Origin of the sequence: Streptomyces corynorhini, from assembly GCF_003346515.1 — a bacterium.
GTDB classification, from domain to species: domain Bacteria; phylum Actinomycetota; class Actinomycetes; order Streptomycetales; family Streptomycetaceae; genus Streptomyces; species Streptomyces corynorhini.
In genome coordinates, this window is record NZ_QQNA01000353.1 from 1 (window position 1) to 807 (window position 807).

The 807-nt window shown below is 74.3% G+C and carries 1 protein-coding gene; it reads right to left on the bottom strand.

Annotation, left to right across the window (positions count from 1 at the left end; all coding sequences use genetic code 11):
- Nucleotides 1-24: 24 nt before the first annotated feature.
- On the bottom strand, nucleotides 25-807 hold a 783-nt coding region (locus tag DVH02_RS31890; protein WP_199566488.1), incomplete at its 5' end, for an AraC family transcriptional regulator.

Here is an 807-nt window from a genome sequence, read left to right on the forward strand (position 1 = left end):
CGGGAACACCGGCGGCCCGCGCCGTCATTCCCGGGCGGGGTCGTGGCCGCGCAGGCGGGTGCGGTACGCGCCGGGGGCCATGCCGCGGGCGCGCCGGAAGGCGCGGCTGAAGGCGTGCGGGGACCCGTATCCGACCGCGCCGGATATCGCCTCGACCGGTTCGTCGGTGTCGCGGAGCCGGATGGACGCCAGGTCCATGCGCCACCGCGTCAGGTACGCGCCCGGCGGCTGTCCGAGGGCGGAGCGGAAGTGCCTGGACAGCGTCGCCCGGGAGACGCTGGTGGCGGCGGCGAGGGATTCCGTGGTCCACGGGCGTTCCGGCGCGCCGTGGATACACGCCAGGGCGTCGTGTACGACCGGATCACGCATCGCGCCGAGCCACGAGCCGGACCGCTCCCCGGGACGGCGGGCCAGCCAGGCGCGGATGAACTGTACGAGCAGCAGGTCGACGACGCTGTTGACCACGGCGGTGGTGCCGATCTGCGGTCGTGCGAGTTCCGCGGTGAGGAAGTCGACGGTCTTCTCCAGTCCGGGGTTCTCGCTCGCCGTGATGTGCAGCGGCCGGGCGAGCGCGGTGAGTACGGGGGTGGTCACCGCCGGGTCCTGCGCGTAGTGCACGGTGATCAGTTCCGTCCTCACCGGCGGCGGGCCCAGCCGGAAGACGCTTCCCTCGGCACGGGCTCGGGCCGCCGACTCCACGTCGCAGGCTCCCATCCGCACGTCAGGACCGCTGGCCATGCCGTGTGCGGTGCCCGGCGACAGCAGGACGGCGTCCCCGGCCCCGATCCGTACGGGGCGCTCGCCCGC